Consider the following 18,025-nt stretch of genomic DNA (forward strand, 5'->3'; position numbering starts at 1 on the left):
CCCGGCCCGGCGACGCGTCCGCGTGCAGCGACGCGTCCAGGCTCGGTGACGCGCCCAGGCTCAGCGGATCGTCACCTCGACGCCCTTGGACTTGCCGATGACGCCGAGCGGAGGCTCGCCGAACAACCGCATCTTGGTGATCTTGGCGTCCTTGGGCACGTCGAACCACAGGTCGAACTCCATGCGCACGAAACTGCCGACCACCAGTTCGAAGGGCTGGCGCTTGGTGGTCTGGGCGGCCAGGTCGATGTGGAAGGAGCGGCCGTCGGAGGCGATCGCCAGTTGCTGGCGGGCGTCGAACTGCTGGTTGCTCCGGTCGATGCTCTCGACGAGGACGCGGATGCGGACGTACTGCCCCTTGGCCGGCCACTCGGCGTGACTGCCCACCAGGCTGGGCATGCCGTCGCGGAACGCCAGGACGCGGAAGCGCATCAGGCCGTCGGTCACGGCCGGGGCCTTGATGACCGTCTCGTCCGGCCGCGCGGTCTCGGCGGGGACGGCGTAGGTCGCGGACGGCGTCGGCGACGGCTTGCCGGGGTCGCCGGAAGCGCCGGAGCAGCCGGTCAGGGACAGGGACATGGATGCGATGAGCGTGAAGCCCACCAGGAGGAGAGGCGCCCGCACGATCGAACACTAACCCTCCGATGATCCCGGAGCGCCAGGCGCGGTGATGTGTTGTGCGATCGTTTCTTTCCGGTAATACCCCTGGTGACCAGGTGCGGGACCATGGCCAGGGTTACGGTAACTTAACTTAACTCCGACATACAGCTAAAGAGGAGGACGTTGTGGTCTTTTGGTCCAAGCGTCGCCGTATGACATCAATCGGGGCGCTCGTCGTGGGCGCCGCGTGCCTTCTCTCCGCCTGCGGCGGCGGATCGGACACCGGTGCCACCGCCTCCAACGCGCCGGCCGGCAGTGCCCCGGCCGCCTCGGGGATCAAGCTGATCAACCCGGGCAAGCTCACCACGTGCACCAACCTGCCCTATGAGCCGTTCCAGTTCAAGCAGGGCGCCAAGACGGTCGGCTTCGACGTCGACATCGTCGACCTGGCGGCCAAGAAGCTCGGCGTGACCCAGGACATCGTGGACATCGACTTCGCGGTGATCAAGAGTGGCGCGGCCCTGAACGCCGGCAAGTGCGACGTCGCCGCCGCGGGCATGACGATCACTCCCGAGCGTCAGAAGAACCTGTTGTTCTCCGACCCCTACTTCGACGCCACGCAGGCCCTGCTGGCCAAGAAGGGCACGGGCGCCAAGTCGCTGGAGGACGTCAAGGCCAAGAACCTCAAGCTCGGCGCGCAGGCCTCCACCACCGGCCTGGACTACGTCAAGGGCAAGGGCTTCGACCCGACCGAGTTCGCCGACTCGCCCAAGGAACTGCTCGGCCTGCAGTCCGGCCAGGCCGACGTGATCGTCCAGGACCTTCCCGTCGTGCTCACCTGGCTGAAGAAGCCCGAGATCGCCGACAAGTTCGAGCTGATCGCCAGCCTCGACACCGGCGAGCAGTACGGCATCGGCATGAAGAAGGGCAACGACGCCCTCGCCAAGGTGATCAACGAGGAGATCGCCAAGGCCAAGTCCGACGGCACCTACGAGCAGATCTTCGTCAAGTGGTTCGGCAAGAAGCCCGGCGAGCTCGGAGCCTCCTGATTCCATGACCGACCAGCCCATCACGGCCGAGCCGGCCGGACCCGCCGGGCCCGCGCCCGGCGGGTCGCGGGTCAGCCCCCGGAAGAAGCAGCGGATCAGCCGCGGCGTCCAGTACGTCATCCTGATCCTCGCGCTCGTCGCGGTCGTGCTCCTGACCAACTGGAAGGGCCTCGCCGAGAACTTCGCCAAGATGGACGTGGCGCGGCAGGCGTTCCCCGACCTGTTCACGGTCGCGCTCAGGAACACCATCGTCTACACCGTCGCCGGCTTCGTCTTCGGCTCACTCCTCGGACTCCTGCTGGCTCTCATGCGGCTGAGCTCGGTCCGTCCGTACCGGTGGATCGCCGTGGTCTACATCGAGATCTTCCGCGGCCTGCCGGCGCTGCTGATCTTCCTGCTCATCCTGTTCCTGCCGCTGGCGCTGCCCGGGTTCCAGGTGCCGGGCGGCACATACGGGCAGGGCATTCTGGGTCTGACGATCGTCAGCGCGGCCTACATGGCAGAGACGTTGCGGGCCGGCCTGCAGGCCGTCCCCAAGGGGCAGACCGAGGCGGCGCGCTCGCTCGGCATGTCCCACTCGCGGGCGATGGTCTCGGTGGTCATCCCGCAGGCGATCCGCATCGTCATCCCGCCGACGACCAACCAGTTCGTCTCCCTGCTCAAGGACTCCTCGCTCGTGCTGTTCCTCGGCGTGAGCGGCGAGTACGTCGAGCTGACCAAGTTCGGTAACGACCTGGCGTCGACGACGAGCAACGCCACGCCCATCATGGTGGTGGGCCTGACGTACCTGCTGGTCACCATCCCGCTGGGATACCTGGCGGGACGCCTTGAGAAGCGTCAGGCGAAGGGGCGGTGACGGCGATGACCCACGTCGTCGAGATCAAGGACCTGCACAAGTCCTTCGGCGACCTCGAGGTGCTCAAGGGCATCGACTTCACGGTCGACCAGGGCCAGGTCGTCTGCATCATCGGCCCGTCGGGGTCGGGCAAGTCGACGCTGCTGAGGTGCGTCAACCTGCTGGAGCAACCCAGCAAGGGCACGGTGCGCGTCGGCGGGGTCGAGCTGACCGACCCCGACGTCGACATCGACGCGGCGCGGCGCAGGCTCGGCATGGTGTTCCAGTCGTTCAACCTGTTCCCGCACATGTCGGTGCTGCAGAACGTCATGATCGCCCAGCGGCGGGTGCTCAGGCGGGGCAAGGGCGACGCCGAGCGCATCGCCCGCGACAACCTGAACAAGGTCGGCGTCGCGGACAAGTGCGACGCCTTCCCGCCGCAACTGTCGGGCGGCCAGCAGCAGCGCGTGGCGATCGCCCGGGCGCTCGCCATGGACCCCGACCTGATGCTGTTCGACGAGCCGACCTCCGCGCTGGACCCCGAGCTGGTGGGGGACGTGCTGTCGGTCATGCGCAAGCTCGCCCAGGACGGCATGACGATGCTGGTGGTCACGCACGAGATGAGCTTCGCGCGCGAGGTCGCCGACCGCGTGGTGTTCATGGACGGCGGGGTGGTCGTCGAGGAGGGGCCGCCGGAGCAGGTGATCGGCGCTCCGCGGCACGAGCGCACGCGCACCTTCCTCAGGCGGGTGCTCGACCCGACGCATTCGGACGACGACGTGTCCGGCGCCGGCGAGACCTCGGCGCAGGCCCGCTGAGGCCCCCGAGACGGGCGCACCGGCCCCCGCGCGGCTTCTCGGCCGCCGGGGGCCGTTTCAGGTCCACAGGCGCCCTCGGGGACGCAAGGAGCCCGCGGGTGGTCTTTGGGGCCATGTAGGGCTTCCCCGGCCGCACACGTTGTCTACTCGACCACCCACGGGCTCTGGCGTCACAACGCTAGCGAGCTATGAGGCTCCCGTGCAAAGAGAGTGGCAAATCGCACCGTGATACGAGAGGAATGTCACGTGGCGTCACGGAGCATGCAGGTGAGGCGCGAGGTGCAGACCCGGCGTCCCTGCTCGTCGATGATCTCGATGTCGTAGGTCGCGATGGTGCGCCCGCCATGCAGGCGCGTGGCGACCCCGGTGACGTGGCCGGAGGTGGCCGACCGGTGGTGGGTGGCGTTGATCTCGACGCCGACGGCCCGGCGGCCGGGGCCGGCGTGCACGGCGGCGCCGGTGGAGCCGATGGTCTCGGCCAGCACGCAGGAGGCCCCGCCGTGGAGCAGCCCGTACGGCTGGGTGTTGCCCTCGACGGGCATGCGCGCGACCACGCGCTCGGCGCTGACCTCCAGGAACTCGATGCCCATGGAGCTGATCAAGGCGCCCTTGTGGTCACCGTCGTACACCGCGTCCAGGCGGGCCTGGTCCTCGGGCTTCATCATGGTCAAAGGGAGGCCTCCACTTGCACTGCCGGCCGTGTTCTGTCGTACATGGAGACTAGGCTGCGGGTGTGCCGAAGAAGGAACCGACCCCCTCACGCCCCTGCCTGCTCCTGCTGGACGGGCACTCGCTCGCGTACCGCGCGTTCTACGCGCTGAAGGACGCGAATCTCATGACGACCGAGGGCCAGCACACCGAGGCGGTGTACGGCTTCACCTCGATGCTGATCAACGTCCTTCGCGACGAGCGGCCGACCCACGTCGTCGTCTGCTTCGACAGGTCCGAGCCCACCTTCCGGCACGAGGCGTACGAGCAGTACAAGGCCAACCGGCAGGAGACGCCGGAGGACTTCCGCGGCCAGGTCAGCCTGATCTTCGAGGTGCTCGACGCGCTGCGCGTCCCCCACCTCTCGCTCGCCGGGTACGAGGCCGACGACCTCATCGCGACCCTCGCCCACCGGGCCGCCGAGCGCGACATGAACGTGCTGATCGTCACCGGCGACCGCGACGCCCTGCAGCTCGTCAACGACCGCATCACGCTGCTGATGACCCGCCGCGGCATCAGCGACATGACCCGCTTCGACCCCGACGCCGTCGTGGAGAAGTACGGCCTCACCCCCACGCAATATCCTGACTTCGCCGCGCTGCGCGGCGACCCCAGCGACAACCTGCCCAACATCCCCGGCGTGGGCGAGAAGACCGCCGCCAAGTGGGTCAAGGAGTTCGGCTCGCTCACCGACCTGGTCGACCGGGTCGACGAGGTCAAGGGCAAGGTCGGCGACAAGCTCCGCGAGCACCTCGGGCAGGTCATCCACAACCGCCAGCTCACCGAGCTGCGCCGCGACGTCCCCCTGGACGTCGACGTGGCCGACCTCAAGATGGGCACCTGGGATCGCGACGAGATCCACAAGCTGTTCGACACGCTGCAGTTCCGCGTCCTGCGCGACCGGCTCTACCAGAGCATCGGCACCCCCGAACCCGAGGCCGAGTCCGGCTTCGAGGTCGAGGTGGCGGCCCTCGGCCCCGACGAGGTCGAGGCGTGGCTGGCCGCCATGCCCGAGGGGCGCGCGGGGCTGGCGGTCAAGGGCGCCTACGGCAGCGGCACGGGCACCATCGAGGGGCTGGCCATCGCCGTGCCCACCGACGGCGAGGGGCGGCAGCGCGCCGCCTATCTCGACCTGAGCGCCCTCACCCAGGCCGACGAGAACGCGCTGGGCCGGTGGCTGGCCGACGAGTCGCGGCCCAAGGCCCTGCACGACGCCAAGGGCCCGCTGCTGGCCCTGTGGGCGCACGGGCTCGACCTGCGCGGTCTCACCTGCGATACCGCTCTGGCCGCCTACCTGGCGATGCCCGGGCAGCGCTCGTTCCCGCTGGACGACCTGGTGCTGCGCTACCTCCACCGCGAGCTGCGCGCCGAGGCCGACACCGGCGGCCAGGCGGCGCTGTTCGACGACCCCGCCGACAACGCGGGGGAGGAGCTCGCCGTCCGCGCCCAGGCCGTGCGCGACCTCGCCGAGGCCCTGGAGGCCCATCTCGCGCCCCGGGGCGGCACCCACCTGATGCAGGAGGTCGAACTGCCGCTGGTGCGGGTGCTCGCCGAGCTCGAGCGGGCCGGCATCGCCGCCGACCGCGACTACTTCACCGGGCTGGAGGCCGAGTTCGGCGCCGCGGTCAAGCAGGCCGTCGAGGAGGCCCACCGCGTCGTCGGCGAGCAGTTCAACCTGGGCTCGCCCAAGCAGCTCCAGGAGATCCTGTTCGTCAAGCTCGGGCTGCCCAAGACCAAGAAGATCAAGACCGGCTACACCACCGACGCCGACGCGCTGGCCGCCCTGGCCACCCAGACCGACAACGAGCTGCCGACGATCCTGCTGCGCCACCGCGACCAGACCAAGCTGCGCACCACCGTCGAGGGCCTGATCAAGGAGGTCGGCGACGACGGGCGCATCCACACCTACTACAACCAGATCATCGCGGCCACCGGGCGCCTGTCGTCGGAGAAGCCCAACCTGCAGAACATCCCCATCCGCACCGCCGAGGGCCGCCGCATCCGCCAGGGCTTCGTGGTCGGCGAGGGGTACGAAAGCCTGCTGACGGCCGACTACAGCCAGATCGAGCTGCGCATCATGGCCCACCTGTCGCAGGACGAGGCGCTCATCGCCGCCTTCGAGTCCGGGCACGACTTCCACCAGGCGACCGCCGCCCGGGTGTTCGACATCCCACCCGAGCAGGTCGACGGCGAGCTGCGCGCCCGCATCAAGGCGATGAACTACGGCCTGGCCTACGGCCTGTCCGACTTCGGGCTCGCCGGCCAGCTCACCATCCCGGTCGCCGAGGCCCGTGCGCTCAAGGAGGAGTACTTCGAGGAGTTCGGCGGCGTGCGCGACTACCTCGGCGCGATCGTCGCCCAGGCCCGTCACGACGGCTACACCGAGACCATCCTCGGCCGCCGCCGCTACCTGCCCGACCTCACCAGCGACAACCGCCAGCGCCGCGAGATGGCCGAGCGCATGGCGCTCAACGCCCCGATCCAGGGGTCGGCCGCAGACATCATCAAGGTGGCCATGCTGAACGTGCAGCGGGCCCTGCGCGAGCAGGGGCTGCGGTCGCGCATGCTGCTGCAGGTCCACGACGAGCTGGTGTTCGAGGTGGCTCCGGGCGAGATGGAGCCGCTGCGCGAGCTGGTCGTCGGCCAGATGTGCGACGCCTACCACCTGCGCGTCCCACTGGACGTCTCGGTCGGCACCGGCCGCACCTGGCAAGACGCCGGCCACTGACCCCACCCGCGCCGGGGTTCAGTCGGCGGTGGCCGGGGCGTGGTGGTGGCGGTGGCCTGAGAGGGTGGCTTCGAGGGTGGCGGTCTCTACTTCGAGCAGGCTCGTCTCGTGCCGTTCGGCCTCGTGGGCGGCGCGACCGCCGCGCAGGCCGAACAGCCGCTTGGACAGCAGGATGTACAGCACGGCCGCCAGGTTGACCAGCAGGATGACGACCCTCAACCAGGTGACCTTCTCGACCAGCTCGTAGACCTCGACCGGGACGAACAGCGACGTCGCCACCACCGCGAAGTACTCGCCCCAGCGCTTGAGCAGCCACAGCCCGACGCCCTCGGTCATCAGCAGCGCCCCGAAGACCAGCAGGCCGAGTCCGATCCACGTCAGTGTGCGGGTCTCGGCGGCCAGCACGGTGCGCAGCGTGTGCACGACGCCCGACTCCTCCAGGTTCCAGCCCAGCTTGTCGGCCAGCGGCTGGAGCAGGGGCAGGTCCTCGTCGAAGGCCAGGCCGATCGCGTTCTGGTGGGCGCGGAACCGCCAGATGCCGAACGCCGCCCCGAGCACCAGTAGGCCCTTGGCCCACCGGAAGACGGCGAGCAGCCGCAGGATCGTGGCGTCGCGCAGCGCCTTGCCGCGCAGCACGATGGGCGCGTCCGCGGCGGGCCCGGAGCCGTGCGGCTCGCCGAGGGTGAAGTCGCCGCACCGAAGGCAGCGCCACGCCTCCCCGAGAGCGGTGTCGGCCCGCAGGCGCCCGCGCAGCGCCTCCTCGGTGGGGGCGTAGGTGACGTGCCCATGGCGGCCGCAGGCCCGCAGACTCCAGTTCACAAGCAAATTTCAACACATGCCCGGCGTGTGTGCTGGATCGCCACGAGGTCGATTGGTCTGTCCTAGGGTGAATGCCGACCAGCCGCCCGATCCAGGAGAACACCGTGCGGAGCACGCCCGGCCTGACCACCGTCCTCGGCATCGTGAACGTCGGGGTGATGATCGTCGCCGTGGTGGCGCTGCTCGTCCTGCCGTTCAGTGGCGGGTCGCCCGAGCCGAGACGCGCGGCCCCCTCGCCGTCCGCCTCCGCGGCCCCGGCCAGCCCCGCGCCGGTCGCGGCGGCGACCGTGGAGTCCGCCCGGAAGGTCAAGGCCAACGAGCTCGGCGCGATACCGGTGATCATGTACCACCGCATCCTGAAGAAGCGCCGGGCCTCCATCGACCGCACCCCCGCCCAGTTGCGCAAGGAGCTGGAGCGGCTCGCCGCGGACGGCTACGTGCCGATCACGGCGGCGGAGTTCGCGGCCGGGCTGATCGACCTGCCGGCCGGCGCCCACCCGGTCGTGCTGACCTTCGACGACGGCCACCCCTCGCACTTCGCCCTGGACTCCTCCGGCACGCCGAAGAAGGACACCGTCGTGCGCATCATCTACGACGTCGCCGCCCGGCATCCGGGCTTCCGGCCGGTGGCGACCTTCTGGGTGAACGACCACCCCTTCGGACTGGTCTCCCATGATCGCCAGGCGGCGGCGGTGCGCTGGCTGGTCGACCGCGGCTTCGAGGTGGCCAACCACACCTTCGGCCATCCCGATCTGCACCGGCTGTCCGGCAAGAAGGTGACCGAGGTGATCGCCCGCGAGGAGCGGTTGCTGACCGGGCTCGGCGCGCCCGCCTCCTCCACCTTCGCCCTGCCCTACGGCAGCAACCCCAAGAAGCGGGCGACGGCCCGCTCGGGGAAGTGGAAGGGCACCTCCTTCCATTTCCAGGCCGTCTTCCTGGCCGGGGCGGAGCCGGCGATTTCGCCCTACGCGAAGGCCTACGACCGGTACGACATCCCACGAATCCAGTCAAACGGTAAAAAGGGGGAATGTCGCAAGTGGTGCTCGGAGTACTGGCTGGGGTGGCTCGAGAAGCATCCTGATAGGCGATACACCTCCGACGGGGACCCGACGCACGTCTCCATGCCACGTCGACTGGGGAGTAAGATCCTGGCAAAGCTCGACAGGGTGAAGATCGTTTACTAGGGGCTTGCGGGGTTGTGCGGGTGAGCGCCGGATTGACCACGCCCGCGTACTCTCATATGCTGATCGCTGCGCTGTGGGCTCGCGTGCGCCTCGGACGGAGCGGGCTCGCGCTCGGTCATGTCGACCACGGGTCATCCCGACCATCCTCGGCTTGAGCGAAAAAGAGGGCCTGCCGCGCGTCCGCCACATCGACATCTGTCCGCGTTCGGAGCAATTCCACACATGACGAGCAGCACTGAGGCCACCTCGAGCACCCCGCAGGTAGCGGTCAACGACATCGGTTCCGAGGAGGCCTTCCTCGCCGCGATCGACGAGACCATCAAGTACTTCAACGACGGCGACATCGTCGAAGGCACCGTCGTCAAGGTCGATCGAGACGAGGTCTTGCTCGACATCGGCTACAAGACCGAGGGTGTCATCCCCTCGCGCGAGCTCTCGATCAAGCACGATGTCGACCCGGCCGAGGTCGTCGAGGTCGGAGAGCACGTCGAGGCCCTGGTCCTCCAGAAGGAGGACAAGGAAGGCCGGCTGATCCTCTCCAAGAAGCGCGCGCAGTACGAGCGCGCCTGGGGCACGATCGAGAAGATCAAGGACGAGGACGGCATCGTCACCGGCACGGTCATCGAGGTCGTCAAGGGCGGTCTGATCCTCGACATCGGGCTGCGCGGCTTCCTGCCGGCCTCCCTGGTCGAGATGCGCCGGGTCCGCGATCTGCAGCCGTATGTCGGCCGTGAGCTCGAGGCCAAGATCATAGAGCTGGACAAGAACCGCAACAACGTGGTTCTTTCCCGCCGTGCCTGGCTCGAGCAGACCCAGTCGGAGGTCCGCCAGACCTTCCTCAACACCCTGCAGAAGGGTCAGGTCCGCAAGGGCGTCGTCTCCTCGATCGTCAACTTCGGCGCATTCGTGGACCTCGGCGGCGTCGACGGTCTGGTCCACGTCTCCGAGCTGTCCTGGAAGCACATCGACCACCCCTCCGAGGTGGTCGAGGTCGGCCAGGAGGTCACCGTCGAGGTTCTCGACGTCGACATGGAGCGCGAGCGCGTCTCCCTCTCGCTCAAGGCGACGCAGGAAGACCCCTGGCAGCAGTTCGCCCGCACCCACCAGATCGGCCAGGTCGTTCCCGGCCGGGTCACCAAGCTGGTGCCGTTCGGCGCGTTCGTCCGGGTCGAGGAGGGCATCGAGGGCCTGGTCCACATCTCCGAGCTGGCCGAGCGCCACGTCGAGATCCCCGAGCAGGTCGTCCAGGTCGGCGACGAGATCTTCGTGAAGATCATCGACATCGACCTCGACCGTCGGCGCATCTCGCTGTCGCTCAAGCAGGCCAACGAGGGCGCGATGGGCGCTGACGTCGAGTTCGACCCCACGCTGTACGGCATGGCGGCGACCTACGACGACCAGGGCAACTACATCTACCCCGACGGTTTCGACCCCGAGACCGGCGAGTGGCTCGAGGGCTACGAGAAGCAGCGCGAGGAGTGGGAGCGGCAGTACGCCGAGGCCCAGACCCGCTTCGAGGCCCACAAGACGCAGGTCGAGAAGGCGCGCGCCGACGAGGCCGAGGCCGCGGGGCCGTCGTCCTACTCCGGTGAGACGCCTCCCTCGTCCTCTTCCAGCAGTGGCTCGGCTCCGGCCGCGGGCGCCCTGGCCTCCGACGAGGCCCTGGCGGCTCTGCGGGAGAAGCTGGCGGGCGGCCAGAGCTGACGCTCTGAACGACCGCTGATTGCGAGGAAAGGGCCCCACTTCGGTGGGGCCCTTTTCGCGTCCCAGGACCTCCCCGCGCGGGCTGTGCGGCCCGGCGCGACCCTGTGCGCGGCCCCTGCGCTCTGCCCCTGCGCGGCCCCTGTGCCTGCCTGCGCGGCCCTGCGTGCCGCCTAAACCTTCCTGTGCCTCCCTGCGCGCCCCTGCGCGCCGCCCTTGCCTCCCTGTGCGTCCCTGCGTGGCCCTGCGTGGCCCTGCGTGGCCCTGTGCGGCCCTGTGCGGCCCTGCGTGCTGCACCGGAGCCCGGACGTGCTCCCCGGGGACGATTCCCCACGAACCCGGCCTGTCGCCCTTTCCGCGCCGCCGAGGTGTGGTCGTCCGGGCGCGGCCCTACAGTGGGCGGGTGACGCCGATCGAGCGGGCCCGGCCCGAGGACGCCGGGGAGATCCTCACCCTCCAGCGGGCCGCCTATGTGGTCGAGGCCCAGCTGTACGGAGACCCGTTCATCGCGCCGCTGGTGGAGTCGCTGGAGGGCCTGCGCGGGGCGATCGCGTCGGCGACGGTGCTCAAGACCGTCGAGTCCGGCCGCATCGTCGGCTCGGTACGCGGCCGGCTCGGCGAGCGCAGCGGCCTCATCGGCCGGCTCGTGGTGGCCCCGGACCGGCAGGGGCAAGGGCTCGGCACCGCGTTGATGAAGGCCGTGGAGGGCGAGCTGAGCCCCCAGGTCGAGGCGTTCGACCTGTTCACCGGCCATCTGTCGGAGGGCAACCTGCGCCTGTACCGCCGTCTCGGCTACCGCGAGACCCGGCGCGAGCGTGTCCACGAGCACCTGACCATGGTCCATATGCGCAAGCCCGCCTAGCGTTGGCTACGCTTTGCGTTCATGGTGAAGGTCGGGCTCACGGGCGGCATCGGGTCGGGCAAGAGCGAGGTCGCCCGGCGCCTGGCCGCGCGGGGCGCCGTGGTCATCGACGCCGACAAGATCGCGCGTGAGGTGGTCGAGCCCGGCACCAGCGGGCTCGCGCTCATCGAGGCGGCCTTCGGCCCGCAGGTCCTGCGCGAGGACGGCTCGCTCGACCGCGAGAAGCTCGGGCAGATCGTGTTCGCCGACTCCGGCAAACTCGCGCGGCTCAACGAGATCGTTCATCCGAGGGTCGGCGAGCGGGTGGCCGAGTTGCAGCGCGCCGCGCCCGCCGACGCCGTCGTGGTCTACGACGTGCCGCTGCTGGCCGAGAACAACCTGGCGCCGATGTACGACCTGGTCGTCGTGGTGGACGCCTCCGACCGGACGCGGCTGGCCCGGCTCACCGGCCTGCGCGGCATGGCCGAACAGGACGCCGTCGCCCGCATCAAGGCGCAGGCCACCCGGGAGGACCGGCTCAAGATCGCCGACATCGTCGTCCCGAACGAGGGCGACCTCGACGACCTCGACGCCCGGGTCGAGGAGGTCTGGGCCCGCATCCGGCGACACCGCACCGCCGACGCCTGACCAAGACGGCTCCGCCTCTTCAGGGACCCGGTGCCAGGGTCAGAAGGGGGCGTCCAGGGCGATCTGCCGGACGGCGGGCAGGTACGGGTCCAGCTCGCCCGGGTCGAACCGGCACATGCCGATGACGTACCAGAACTGCCCGGTGACCTCTCCCTCGATCTTGTACCGGCCGTCCGGGCTGATCGCCGCCCACCCCTCCGGCAGCCCGAGGAGCGTGGCCCGCTGGGTCGGCACCTCCGCGGTCAGGTCCCACAGGATCACCACGCCGTCGTCGCCCGTGCTGGCGAGCACGTCGCCCGCGGGGGAGAACGCCACCGACCAGACGCGGCGGGTGTGGCCGACCAGGGTGTGCAGATGGTGTCCCGACGCGGCGTCCCACAGCCGCACGACCAGGTCGTCGCCCGCGGTGGCGAGCCGGGTGCCGTCCGGGCTGAAGTCCACCGTCCAGAGGCGCCCGGTGTGGCGTCTCAGCGTGTGCAGAGGGTCGGCCGCCCAGGCGCCGCCCTCGGCGCCGAGTCGCCAGACGCGGGCGGTGCCGTCGTTGCCCGCGCTGGCCAGCAGCCTTCCCGTGGGGTCGAACCGCACCGCGTACACCCGGTCGGTGTGCCCTTCGAGGGCGGCCAGCCGCGCGCCGGAATGCACATCCCACAACCTCACCACGCGGTCGTCGCATCCGGTGGCGACGGTGGCGCCGTCCGGACTGAACGCGATCGAGCGCACCCGCCCGCGGTGCTCGGCGAGGTTGCCGACCTCCCGTCCCGAGGTGCGGTACCACAGCCGGACGCTGTCGTCGTCGTTGGCGGTGGCGAGGATCTCGCCGTCCGGGCTGAACGCCTCGGCCCAGACGTGGTCGGTCTCCACGTTGAGCTCGCGCTCGAAGGTGCCCGCCGCCACGTTCCACAGGTAGACGCCGCCGTCGTTGCTCGCGGTGGCGAGCAGCGGACCGGCCGGGCTGAAGATCGCCGAGATGAGCCGGTCGGCGGCGCCGGTCAGCTCGCGCAGCCGGCGTCCGGTGCGCGGGTCCCACAGCCGGACGTACCCGTCGTTGCCGCAGGTGGCCAGCATGGTGCCGTCGGCGCTGAACCGCGCGGCGGTGATGCGGCGCCCGTGGCCGCGCAGCGTCTGGCGGCACTGGCCGGTCTCGGGGTCCCACAGGCGCGCGGTGCCGTCGTTGCTCGCGGTGGCGAGCTGCCGGCCGTCCGGGCGGAAGACGAACGGCCACACCGACCCGCGGTGGCCCGCGAGCTCGGCGCGCTGGCGGCCGGTGTCCGGCTCCCACATGCGCACCACACCGTTGCTGTCGCCTGTGGCGAGCGTGTCACCGCCGGGGCCGAAGAGCACCTGGTAGACCGCGCCGGAGTGGCTCGGCAGCGCGCCCTCCGGCCGCCCGCGGCGCGGATCCCACAGGCGGACGGCGCCGGAGGTGTCACCGGAGACCAGCAGATCCCCGGAGGGGTGGAAGTCCAGGGCATAGACCCGGCCGGTGTGGCCGCGCAGATCGTGCAGCAGCTCGCCGCTCGCCGGATCCCAGATCTTGACCGCTCCGGTGTGGTCGCCCGCGGCCAGCAGGCGGCCGTCCGGGCTGAGCGCGAGACGGTAGACCGTGCCCTGGTGGCCGGTGAGCCGGTGGCTGAGCCGCCCGGTGCCGAGGTCCCAGACGCGGATGGCGCCCCCCGCGTCGCCGGTCACGAGCCTGCCGGGCAGGAAGACCGCGGTGTAGATGGGGGTGGTGTGCCCGGGGAGCGAGGCCACCGGCTCACCGGTGGCCGCCGACCACACGTTCATCACGCCGTCGGCGCCGCCCGCGGCCACCAGCTCGCCGGACGGGCTGAGCACGACCGGCCAGACCCCTTCGGCGTGCCCGGTGATGACCAGGCGCTCGGCCCCCGTGGAGGGGTCCCAGATGCGGATGGTGCCGTCCGCGGCGCCCGTGACGAGCATCCCCGGCCCGTACGCCACCTTGTACACCCGCCCCCGGTGACCGTGCAGTGTGCGCAGCGGTGATCCGCTGACGCTGTCGCACACCAGTACCCCGCCGTCCTCGCTGCCGAAGGCCAGCAGCCCGCCGTCGGGGCTGTAGGCCACCGGCTCCGGCAGCCGGCTGCTCTGGAAGTGGTAGCCGTAGGGCACGCCGACGAGCGGGGGCGCCAGCTCGGGCGTCACGGGGTGGCCCGGGGCGATGGCGGCGCCGCGCAGGGCGGGGGCGGTCGCCAACGCCGGGGAGGCGGTGACGTCGATCAGCGCCGCGCGGTCCCAGCGGCCGCCGTCGGTGGCGACGTCGCGCAGGTCGGCCCGGGGGAGCCGGGCGCGGGTCAGGTCGGCGCCCCGCAGGTCGGCGCCCGCGAGGACGGCCTCGTCGAGCCGCGCGCCGTTGAGGCGGGCGTCGCGCAGGATCGCGCGGGTCAGGTTGGCGCCCACGAGCTGGGCGTCGGTCAGGTCGGCGCCGCTGAGGTCCACCCCCGCGAAGTCGCGGTAGGACAGGTCTTCGCCGTGCAGCCGCGCGCCCCGCAGGTCGGTCCTGGCGGGCGTGCGCAGTCTGGTGGTGATCTTGATGGCGTTGGCGCGCGCGGTGTCGTCGGCCGCGGGGTCGGCGAGCGTGCGGGCCGCCCACGCCTGGAGCCGGCCGGTGTCGGCCAGGTCGCACAGGAAGTCGACCATCAGCGCCGACAGCGGGCGCAGCGCGAGGTGCTCGCCGAGCGTGCGCGCGATGTGGCAGGCCACCATCCACTCCATCACCGAGGAGTGGATGAAGCCGAACAGCCCCTCGTCGGTGCGGACGAGCAGGCTGCCGGTGCCCATCGCGTGCGCGGTCTGGCCGGCCGGCAGGCGGCCGCCGGTCGGCTCGGCGAGCGTCTCGGCGACCTCGGCGAGCTCGGACGGCCGCAGGTAGGACTCGCCGTTCTCCCACAGGCGCAGCGCCAGCGTGGTCGCCGCCCGCCGCAGCTCCTCGGCGCTCAGCCCGCCCGGCGCGCCGGGCACGTGCGTGCGCCGCTCCTCGAACAGCAGCCAGTTGTCCAGGATCTCCGAGTACAGGCCGGCGGCGCTGATGGCCTCGCCCGCCTGGGCCACCGCGCGCAGCCGCTCGTCGGGCAGGTCGGCGATGAAGCTCAGCATGCGGGGGTTCTGCGCGAGGTCGAGCAGGTCGGAGATGCCGGTCAGCAGGCTCATGCGGTCGGCGGCGGCCCGCTCGTCCCCGCCGTACCGGTTGGCGAGATAGGCGCGCACCTGCGCGGGGGTGAACTCCTCGACGCTGAGCACCCGCCGGTGCGGCAGCGTGCCGACCCGCTCGCCCAGCGCGGTCAGCACCTGGGCGTGCGACTTGAAGTGCTGGGTGCGGCTGGCCACCACGATCTTGGCCTTGTCCTCGGCGGCCTGCAGCAGCGTGTCGAGGTGGTCGGCCGCGCGCTCGTAGGTGACCCGGGTGACCAGCTCGTCGAACCCGTCGAACAGCAGCACGATGCGGCCCTGGCGCAGCATGTAGTGGAAGGCCTTGAGGTCGATGAGCTCCTCGCCGTGGTTGGCCAGGTGCGCGGCCACCAGCCCGTCCACCGAATGCGCCTTGTCCAGCGCGCGCAGCTCGATGAGGATCGGCGTCAGGTGGGGCAGCTCGGCGGGGATCCTGCGCGCGACCTCCCGCAGGGCGAAGGTCTTGCCGCGCCCGAAGTCGCCGAGCAGCAGCACGAACCGGCCGTGGTCGGCGGCCAGCAGCCGCATCAGCTCGCCGGTGAGATCGTCGCGGACGCCCTGGCCGGCGCGGTCGACCTCGCGGTAGCGCTGCGCGACGTACAGGCCGGGGGGATAACGCCGGTCGCTCACCAGCCGCGCCGTCTGGTCGGCGACGTGGTCGGACAGGTCCAGCAGCCCCTGGAACTCGGTGAAGCTGCGCAGCCGCACGCCGCGCCGCAGGGCGTCGTCGCGGACGGCGCGCGAGGGGCCGGGCCCCTGGTACACCAGCTCGGAGCCGTGCTCCAGGCCGGCGGCGTGCACCTGGCGCAGGAAGGCCGACACATCCTCCGCGGAGACCGGGCCCGCGTGCGCGCCGATGAGCTGCTGGCGGACGAAGCCGTCCTCGGCGACGGTGACCAGCAGGTGCGGCGGCTCGCCCGGCACCTTGCGGATCTTGGCCCGGTCGCTGCGCGTCTCGCACACCTCGGCGACGCGGTCCAGCAGCAGGCTCGACGGGCTCGCCTCGCGCTCGGGCTCGGCGCCGGAGTCCGGAGGGGCCTGCAAGGGGTCCAGAGCGGCCTGCTCGACGGCGCTCACCGGTGGGAAGGTGCCGTGCACGGAGCGCCGGTCGTAGGTGATCTCGTCGGGCGGGGTGATCTCCTCGCGGTCGCGCGCCCAGCGGCGGATGCCGTCGGGGGTGATCTCGATGATCTGGTGGCGCCCCGGCGCGAGGGACGGCACGCAGGGCAGCTCGCCGATGTGGCCGACCTCGTCGGGGCCGCCGCCGTGCAGCAGCAGGTTGAGCCGGGTGCCGAGCAGCCGTTCGAGCGTGCCCCGGTCGCGCAGGGCGGAGGGGGGATGGCCGACGGCCCCGACGCGCAGCCAGCCGGTCTCCTCGAACGGCCGCAGGCGCTCGGCGAACCAGGCGGCCTGGGCCTGCCCGAGGTGGCCGTAGGCGTCCTCCTCGCGGTGGCTCATGGCCATGGTGGAGTTGAGCCCGGCGACCACGACCTTCAGCTCGGGGTCGGCGAACAGGCTCCAGGGCTGGGCGCTGTCGAACTCGGGGTCGGCCAGCCCCTGGTAGAGGTCCTTGAACAGGCCGGAGTAGTGCCGCCACTTGGGCCAGTAGGGCGGCTCGGGCGCCACGTCGTCTGCCTCGCAGGTGGCGAAGTACGCCCGGCTCGCCGCCTTGGTGACGTCACGGGGGCCGGGCACGATGACCAGCCTGCGCTGTTCGAGGCCGAGGAGCACGCGAAGCCCGGTCAGGAACGCGAGCGCCTCGCCGTACTCGCGGACGCTGCCCGACTCGGTGATGTCGCCGGTGACCAGCAGCAGGTCGGGACGGGGGACCCCGGCGTCGGCCAGGCGCGTCAGGTCGGCCCACACGCTGGACTGAAGCTCGCCTGCGCCGAGCGGCTCGTCCGCCTCGGCGAGCCCGCGCCCGAAGCGCGGCCCGGCGACGTGCAGCACCGTGACCGCCTGGCGTTCGCGCCGGACGGGCGCCGCCGCCGGGAACGCGGGCGGGGTCACGGGCGTCCTGCGCCGGTGCCGCGCGCCCGGCGTCTCCCCGCCCTCGCCCGGGACGCGGCTCACGGCGTCCGGGCCCGGAAGCGGCACGCCGATCGCGGCGCCGGCCGCCGGGTGGGGAACGCCGATGGCGCCCTGGTGGGCGGGACGCCCGCCGGCCGCGTCCCGCACCAGGGTGCCGGGGATGGTCTTGGCCGGTCCGCCGGGGAAGCCGGGCTGCTCGGCGGGCTTGGCCCGGCCCGCCAGCGTGTGCCGGATGCGGTCGAGCAGCAGCGACCTGGCCTGCCCGGCATCGGTCACGCCGACCAGGTCGACCCACGTGATCGTCGACAGCAGCCCTTCGAGCGGGCACTCCTCGATGCGGATCGTCACCAGTCGGTTGCCGGGATTGTCGGGGTCGGCGCGGAAGGCGGTCAGCCACTCCTGCCGTCCGAAGCGGGACCCGAGGTAGTTGTTGGACAGCACCGCCACCATCAGCTTGGCCTGGCTGACGCCCCGGTCCATGAAGTCGACGAAGTTGGTGCCCGGGACGAAGTCCCACGCCTGGAGCATGGTGCGGTATCCGGCGGTCTCCAGCTGCCAGGCGATCCAGCCCGCCCACCGCTCGTCGGCGGGGGAGTAGCTGACGAAGATGTCGATCCGCGCGCCGTCGCCACCGTCCATGCGGACTCCCATCGCTCGCCTGCGCCACCCGGCGTGACCCCCGGCGTGACCGCCCTGTGCTCGACGCCCTTTCCCGCGCTCGCGCCGCGCGCTCGCCCCGGCGTGCCTCCCGGCTCGCCGCGACGGCCCGTCCGCGTCGCCCGTCAGTCCCGCCCGGCAGGACGGCTCATCAGAACCGTTCATCAGAACCGTTCATCAGAACCGTTCATCAGAACCGTTCATCGGAACCGCCCGTCAG

12 protein-coding genes are annotated in these 18,025 nt (G+C 71.2%); 8 read left to right on the forward strand and 4 right to left on the reverse strand.

The window, feature by feature from the left end; genetic code table 11:
* Positions 1 to 60 precede the first annotated feature (60 nt).
* Entirely contained in the window at positions 61 to 624 is a 564-nt protein-coding gene (locus ABZT47_RS24060; RefSeq protein ID WP_354846071.1) for a DUF4352 domain-containing protein, read from the reverse strand.
* A gap of 188 nt (positions 625 to 812) precedes the next feature.
* Between ABZT47_RS24060 and ABZT47_RS24065 the strand changes: the two genes are divergently transcribed.
* From ABZT47_RS24065 to ABZT47_RS24075, 3 genes are read left to right on the forward strand one after another with little or no spacing between them, the layout of a single operon-like run.
* Positions 813 to 1,649 carry an ABC transporter substrate-binding protein gene (locus ABZT47_RS24065; RefSeq protein ID WP_354846074.1) on the forward strand — a complete coding sequence of 279 codons (837 nt, stop codon included), beginning with the start codon at positions 813 to 815 and terminating at the stop codon, positions 1,647 to 1,649.
* A gap of 4 nt (positions 1,650 to 1,653) precedes the next feature.
* Positions 1,654 to 2,505: an amino acid ABC transporter permease gene (locus ABZT47_RS24070; protein WP_354846077.1), complete on the forward strand. Its 852-nt coding sequence runs from the start codon at positions 1,654 to 1,656 to the stop codon at positions 2,503 to 2,505.
* Positions 2,506 to 2,510: 5 nt separating this feature from the next.
* Positions 2,511 to 3,302 (forward strand): amino acid ABC transporter ATP-binding protein, encoded by a 792-nt coding sequence (locus ABZT47_RS24075; protein ID WP_354846081.1) that lies wholly within the window; start codon positions 2,511 to 2,513, stop codon positions 3,300 to 3,302.
* A 242-nt stretch (positions 3,303 to 3,544) separates the two neighbouring features.
* On the opposite strand, the gene ABZT47_RS24080 is transcribed toward ABZT47_RS24075, so the two are convergent.
* On the reverse strand, positions 3,545 to 3,964 hold the full coding sequence (locus ABZT47_RS24080; RefSeq protein ID WP_354846491.1) for a hotdog fold thioesterase: 420 nt from the start codon (positions 3,962 to 3,964) through the stop codon (positions 3,545 to 3,547).
* A gap of 71 nt (positions 3,965 to 4,035) precedes the next feature.
* On the opposite strand from ABZT47_RS24080, the gene polA reads away from it, so the two are divergent.
* Entirely contained in the window at positions 4,036 to 6,738 is a 2,703-nt protein-coding gene (gene polA / locus ABZT47_RS24085) for a DNA polymerase I (RefSeq protein ID WP_354846083.1), read from the forward strand.
* A gap of 18 nt (positions 6,739 to 6,756) precedes the next feature.
* Here the strand turns inward: polA and ABZT47_RS24090 are convergent, their stop codons facing one another.
* Positions 6,757 to 7,557: a DUF2127 domain-containing protein gene (locus ABZT47_RS24090; protein WP_354846086.1), complete on the reverse strand. Its 801-nt coding sequence runs from the start codon at positions 7,555 to 7,557 to the stop codon at positions 6,757 to 6,759.
* 71 nt (positions 7,558 to 7,628) lie between these two features.
* Here ABZT47_RS24090 and ABZT47_RS24095 point away from each other — a divergent pair, with 71 nt between their 5' ends.
* The 4 genes from ABZT47_RS24095 to coaE all read left to right on the forward strand — a co-directional run bounded on the left by ABZT47_RS24095 (position 7,629) and on the right by coaE (position 11,931).
* A complete protein-coding gene (locus tag ABZT47_RS24095) occupies positions 7,629 to 8,741 on the forward strand; it encodes a polysaccharide deacetylase family protein (RefSeq protein ID WP_354846088.1) in 1,113 nt (370 codons plus the stop codon).
* A gap of 222 nt (positions 8,742 to 8,963) precedes the next feature.
* Complete coding sequence (rpsA, locus tag ABZT47_RS24100; RefSeq protein WP_354846091.1) at positions 8,964 to 10,445, forward strand: 30S ribosomal protein S1; 1,482 nt, start codon at positions 8,964 to 8,966, stop codon at positions 10,443 to 10,445.
* Positions 10,446 to 10,845: 400 nt separating this feature from the next.
* Positions 10,846 to 11,304 (forward strand): GNAT family N-acetyltransferase, encoded by a 459-nt coding sequence (locus ABZT47_RS24105; RefSeq protein WP_354846094.1) that lies wholly within the window; start codon positions 10,846 to 10,848, stop codon positions 11,302 to 11,304.
* A gap of 21 nt (positions 11,305 to 11,325) precedes the next feature.
* Positions 11,326 to 11,931, forward strand: a complete 606-nt coding sequence (coaE, locus tag ABZT47_RS24110) for a dephospho-CoA kinase (protein ID WP_354846097.1) — start codon at positions 11,326 to 11,328, stop codon at positions 11,929 to 11,931.
* A gap of 39 nt (positions 11,932 to 11,970) precedes the next feature.
* On the opposite strand, the gene ABZT47_RS24115 is transcribed toward coaE, so the two are convergent.
* A complete protein-coding gene (locus ABZT47_RS24115) occupies positions 11,971 to 17,787 on the reverse strand; it encodes a TIR domain-containing protein (RefSeq protein ID WP_354846099.1) in 5,817 nt (1,938 codons plus the stop codon).
* Between the last annotated feature and the right edge of the window lie 238 nt (positions 17,788 to 18,025).

The sequence above is a fragment of the Sphaerisporangium sp. NPDC005289 genome, assembly GCF_040607455.1.
GTDB lineage: Bacteria > Actinomycetota > Actinomycetes > Streptosporangiales > Streptosporangiaceae > Sphaerisporangium > Sphaerisporangium rhizosphaerae.